Genomic DNA, 5,976 nt, shown 5'->3' with positions numbered 1-5,976 from the left:
GGGCTTATATGAGGCTTTAATGGTGATGAACATTGTACTAAGTTATTTTACACAAGATTATGGACTTGACTATTTAAATAGTAGATATAATTAAAGTAGACTCTTCAATAATCTTATTTTTCATAAAAAATTAATTAAAAACTCGATATGAACAAATTTTCATAAGGAGGCTATGATGTTATTTTCAACAATAATTTTTGGTTGGATAGGAATTTTGATATTTCTATCCATTCTTTTTACCTTTAAGAAGATGGCAAAGAATAATAAGTATGCTTTATTGCATTTATTGCAAGCCATCATGTATGCCATGTGGCTCCCCTTACCCTTTGTTCTCTATCATATACTCGATTCAGATATTTTATTGGTAGGAAGTGTGTTTGGTTCAGTTTATTTAATTCTGCTAGTGGCTGGATTGGCTCTACAAACTGGTCATTTGGCTTTTATATCAAAACACAAAGAAGATAAAAGGATAAGCGATAGTCAAACAAACTATATGATGGCGACATTATCCCATCCCTATGAAGGTTTAGTTAATTTTTTCAAATGTTTATGGGCTATTTTCTTGGGGCTATGCTTTTGGCAGAAGGGAGAAGGCATAATGGCAGTGGTGATGTTTTTATTTGGACTGTTCATTTTTTATTATCTAATAATCATTTTAGATGCTAGTTTAGTAAAAAGTGTCAAGTTATTTGAAAAAATAAAGCCAAATACAGTGCTTGTTAATGTTGAAACTTTCTTGTTCTTCCTGACTCTAATGGTTTATATCACCTTTATTTTTGGAGCTTAATCTTTATTTTAAATGATAGATTGTAAAATTAATTGCGACAAATATTAAAAAACTCATAACAGGTTCGTGTAAAATGTAAGTAATCACACAAACACTAACACGGAGGACTGTTATGAGCTACACACATCTTACCATAGAAGAACGTTCGAAAATAGAAATACTTCATCAAGAAGGTTATCCAGTCAACCAAATCGCTAAGTTACTAAACCGACATCGCTCTACCATTTATCGTGAATTAGGAAGATGTATTTCTGGCGCTTATCAAGCAAGTACGGCTCATATGAATGCAGAGATTAAAGGTCAATCCAAAGGAAGAAACCCGAAGCATACTTCTGAATTGATTCAAGCGATTCAATCTAAACTACTACTCACTTGGTCCCCTGAACAGATAGTAGGACGTGATTATCAAGGAAAGCTTTCGTTTAAGACTATCTATAATTGGATTTATCAAGGAATTCTCCAAATCTCTCTCGATGTTCTCAGGCAAAAAGGAAAACGACGTAAAACGCCAGAAACTCGAGGGAAATTTAATATAGGGACTTCGATTACACAAAGACCTAAGGCAGTTAAGGATTGAAAAGAATTTGGTCATTGGGAATTAGACACCATGGTCTCTTCACGAGGAAAAAGCAAGGGATGTTTAGGAACCTTTGCCGAACGGAAAAGTCGTTTTTACCTGGCTTTATTGATGACAAACCGATCAAAAGATGCTATGCAAGGAGCTGTTGACAGCCTAATAGAAGTTTTACCGATTGAGGCGCTTAAATCATTTACTTCAGATCGTGGGAAAGAATTTGCTTGTTACCCGGAGATAGAAAATCATGGTATTAGCTTTTACTTTGCAGATGCTTACAGTGCTTGGCAAAGAGGAACGAATGAGAACTCAAATGGGTTGTTAAGAGAGTTCTTTCCAAAGAAAACAGATTTATCAAAAGTCACTCCAATACAGCTCTATGAAGCCTTGTGGCTAATCAATAATCGTCCTAGGAAATGTCTTAATTTTAAAACACCTTTTGAAGTATTTATGCACGAACTAGCATTACTTGAGTAAAATAATGTCGCACTTATTATTGCAATTCATCAAATAAAAAAAGGTGCTTAGATTTTACTCTAATCACCTAAACATTCTGTGTGTTGCAACTTACTGCAACTTAAATTTTCTACTTCAACTTACTAAAAACCCTTATTTTACTGGCTTTATGTCTCAATCATACCTGCATAAATCATGACATTGCAACTTAATGCTATTCACTCAGTTACCAATGACCATTACTTCCTCTGCCTACATATTTTAGACTATCTATTTCTTTAATGGCTCTTTCTATAGTCTTTACACTAACTCCAGCTTCATCTGCAATTGCTTTTCTTGTAATCTTATCATTTTCTCTTATTTTTTCTTTTATAAATTCTGCAAGAGCTATCTTATCGTGAGCGACATCCTGAACGACACTGTGAGCGACACCACTTTTTCCAACTTTTTAAGTCGCTATTTTCTTCAAAGAAATTATCGTTCTAAAAATATTTCCCTCCTCGAACAGAGGATCAATACCTGAATATAGTCTTGTATATTTATATGTGTTTCTCATACCTGAACCAAGCTCATCAGCAAGTCCTATTTCTCTAAACACTTTTGAGATAGCAGGATTTTTAGGGAAAGACTCAAACTTTTGTAAGTCCAATGCCCCATTCCATGAGCTAAATTACTGTTTTCTATAATAATCTTCTCATCGTCAATAATCATTTTTGCAGGAAAACCGCTTGAATGATCTCTATGAGCCAATGTACTGGTTATAAGTTAAAACCACTTCTTTTATCTCATTTTCAATCGCCTCTAAAAAAATTTTCTTTGAAGATTTACCCTGTGCAATATCGGATAATTCCATTTCCCATTTTGCTGTTGTTTTTGCGGATTTAAAGACATCAGCAACAATTGTTACAAGGCTGATTCCCTTATGTGTAGCAATAAGGTTTTTCTTATCTCTCTCAATAAATCCCTTAAAGATTAGATTTTCAATAATTCCTGCTCTTGTTGCAGATGTTCCAAGTCCCTTTCGCTCAACTTCTACACATTTTTCCAATGCGTCATTTCCTGCAAGCTCCATAACCTTTAAAAGCGTATCTTCAGTAAAGTGTTTCGATGGTGCTGTGTATTTTTCTTTTATCTCCTTGTTTTCAACATCAAGAATATCACCTATCTTTACATCAGGAAGAAGATTATCCTCACTTTTCTTTTTAATATATTCTTTTAGATACTTGGTAAATCCCTCATCAACAATCACTTTACCGCTACTTGTAAATTCAAATCCGTCAAATTCAGCAACAATCTTTGTTGTATTCTCAATTAAAGGATAGCCTACACTTGCATGTAGCTTACTTAAAACAAGTTCATATATTTTTAATTCACTTTCCGGAAGTGAAGTTAAGCACTCATTCATACTGCTTACTGTCGGTATAATTGCATGATGATCTGTAACCTTTTTCGAGTTAAAGACAACCTTAATGCGTTTTGTATCAAAATCATTCTTACCTAAGATATTGTTAATAGTGCTTGTAATCATATCTTCCGTAAGACAACGACTATCGGTTCTTGGATAGGTTATAAATTTCTTTTCATAAAGACTTTGAGCATAGTCAAGTGTTTGCTTTGCACTATATCCAAAATACTTATTACACTCTCTTTGAAGTGTTGTTAAATCAAATGGAAGCTCAGGTTTTGTTATCTTTTCCTTTTGAATAACATCTGTAATTTCAATCTTATCGCCCAATAAATTTAATAGCTGCTCAGCAATCTCTTTATCGTCAATTCTGTCAGTTGAAAGTGTAAATCCTTTAAATGATAGCTCTACTGCATAGTATTTTTCTTTCTTAAAATTGACGATTTCATCATCACGATTAACAATCATAGCAAGTGTTGGCGTTTGTACTCTTCCTACGCTATAGTTTTGACTATATAAGCAAGAATAAAGTCTACTGATATTCATTCCAACGAGCCAATCTGCAATCGCTCTTGCTTGCGATGATTCAAAGAGATTATTGTAAGAACTCCCATCTTGTAGATTATCAAAACCCTCTTTAATTGCAGTATCTTCCATAGAGGAAATCCAAAGGCGTTTCATCTTCTTTTTACAATTTGCTTCGTTATATACAAGTCTAAAAATACTTTCTCCCTCACGACCTGCGTCGCAAGCATTTACCACAATGTCTATTTCCTTATCGTTCATCAACTTTTTGAGAATATTAAATTGTTTCTTGGTAGACTTTGCCGCCACATACTTATATTCTTTTGGAATAATCGGTAAATCCGCCATATTCCACTTAGCATATTTTTCATCATAAGCGTCGGGATTCGCCATTTGCACTAAATGACCTACACACCAACTTACCCTATAGCCATTTCCCTCATAATATCCTTCTTTCTTTTTTAGCTCCTATCACTTTAGCAATTGAAATTGCTACACTTGGTTTTTCTGCAATTACAAGTTTCATATATTTTTCCTCCCGTTTTCAATAGAAAAGGGCGAAAGATTTTACTCTCTCGCCCTTTGTTTGCACCAAATATTGTATAGTTTTTGGTGCATTATTTAATTTTTCCTACTAATTCTATTGTTGTATTTATTACATCATCAAAACTTATGTCTTTGGCATAGCTGAATCTTTTTTGATAATTAGCCCATCTTGTATTAATATCTTTCTCATTTTTTAATATGTTTAATACCTCAAGAATACTATCAACATCAAAATCTGTCCTTCTGTATCTAAATGTATTTTCACAAGCTTTCTTTAATCTTTCAAAATCAATTTCTTCTTTTTCCAAATGATACAGAATGTAAATATCATAAAAATCTTTACTTCTACTATTAAACACCCCTCTTTTATAGACTGTCTGAAGCTTCTCTGCAAGCATTGTTTCTATGTTGTAAGCACAAATATCAAAAACATCATCACTGAAAATACTCTTGTATTCATAAGATATTTCACTTGGTGTAATTGGATCTCCTGTTGCTATATCAAGAGGAATAATTTGTCTTATATTCTCTAATCTGCAAAGAATAGTAATTCTAAATCCACCATACTCATCTTCCTTGCGTATTTCATCTATCTTTTGAATTTCATAACTTATTCCTGTACCATCTTTCTTTTGAAACATTTTTTCAAATCTTTGTTTTATATTTTCTTCTGTAAGAGAAAATCGTCTTATCAAAAAATCAATATCTACAGTATTTCTCTGCCTAATACCAATTACATTCGCAAGTAAAAAACCACCTTTAAATATGAAATTTTCATTCTCATCACTGCTGGCAATTTTTCCTAAAATGCCTTCCAGAAAAAAGTGTGTTTGTATTGCGTTAAAGCTAAGTCTAGTCTCTTTTGATAGTTTTTGACACATAGCCCTTAATTTATCCTTATTCATAGATAACCTCCATTAGTTCTTTTACTTGTTCATATATCTTCATTTTTTTTGAATACTCGTAAAGTTTGTTCAAGTCCTTATTTTGGGAGCGTACATACCTGTTAATTGTTTTAGAAAATAGCTCTGCTTCAACTTCATTTCTATTTTTTATAAGGTCGCAAAGAGTTCTTTCCAGATCATAAACTTTAACTAAATTCCCAAATACGGTTTTACATTCTGTAACACCTAAATCATAAATATCTTTTGTTACATAATGTATTATTACATTCTCACTTATACGATGAGGATTGTAGCCTCTATATACTGTAATTTCCATTTCATTTGGAATTATATCCGTAAATTTATGAAGATACAGGGCAGATACATAAGAAAAAATAGGAACACTAAATCTACTATGAAAAAAGTAATATTCATCATAGTCTCCATTAGAATCTATATAAATCCCTCTACTTGCACGAGTTAGCTCTCCATTTTCAACCATTCGTGTAAGATATACGGTAGGAATACCTGAGTTTTTAACTTCCTTACTCGTAATAATTCCACCAGATTGTTTTATTTTTTCCCTTATTTTTTCTATATAATTCATAATACCACCCTTTGTTGTAATCGTGCTTACATTATATCGTTTTGTACGCACACTTGCAACAATAAATAGTTTTTAAAAAGTAATAATGTTAAACGTAAATGATAATGTCTCAAGAGAACACAAATCAAAATGTCCCTCTATCCTCTATAATAAATGATGAAAAGGATAGGAGGGAAAATGATGGGAGATTAT

Annotated in this window: 3 protein-coding genes and 3 pseudogenes; 2 read left to right on the top strand and 4 right to left on the bottom strand. The window is 32.6% G+C overall.

Annotated elements, in window-relative coordinates; genetic code table 11:
• Positions 1–175: 175 nt before the first annotated feature.
• The gene (locus tag ACQV2X_RS08395; protein ID WP_428894420.1) at positions 176–787 is read left to right on the top strand and encodes a hypothetical protein; all 612 of its coding nucleotides are present in this window, start codon (positions 176–178) and stop codon (positions 785–787) included.
• A gap of 112 nt (positions 788–899) precedes the next feature.
• A pseudogene (locus ACQV2X_RS08390) lies at positions 900–1,838 on the top strand (IS30 family transposase).
• A 205-nt stretch (positions 1,839–2,043) separates the two neighbouring features.
• Here ACQV2X_RS08390 and ACQV2X_RS08385 read toward each other — a convergent pair.
• From ACQV2X_RS08385 to ACQV2X_RS08370, 4 genes and pseudogenes are all read right to left on the bottom strand, one after another.
• Positions 2,044–2,582: pseudogene (locus ACQV2X_RS08385) on the bottom strand (ATP-binding protein); the annotation flags it as partial.
• Positions 2,557–4,273 (bottom strand): annotated as a pseudogene (locus tag ACQV2X_RS08380) (DNA topoisomerase 3). The pseudogenes ACQV2X_RS08385 and ACQV2X_RS08380, both read right to left, overlap by 26 nt.
• A 91-nt stretch (positions 4,274–4,364) precedes the next feature.
• Complete coding sequence (locus ACQV2X_RS08375) at positions 4,365–5,198, bottom strand: nucleotidyl transferase AbiEii/AbiGii toxin family protein (protein WP_428885389.1); 834 nt, start codon at positions 5,196–5,198, stop codon at positions 4,365–4,367.
• On the bottom strand, positions 5,191–5,784 hold the full coding sequence (locus ACQV2X_RS08370; protein ID WP_428885391.1) for a type IV toxin-antitoxin system AbiEi family antitoxin domain-containing protein: 594 nt from the start codon (positions 5,782–5,784) through the stop codon (positions 5,191–5,193). The genes ACQV2X_RS08375 and ACQV2X_RS08370 overlap by 8 nt, the downstream gene beginning before the upstream one ends.
• Positions 5,785–5,976: the final 192 nt, after the last annotated feature.

Origin of the sequence: Facklamia sp. P12945 (genome assembly GCF_050409485.1) — a bacterium.
Taxonomy (GTDB): Bacteria; Bacillota; Bacilli; order Lactobacillales; family Aerococcaceae; genus Facklamia.
Note: the sequence above shows the minus strand (reverse complement) of the source record. Positions and strands in the feature narration are given on the sequence as shown.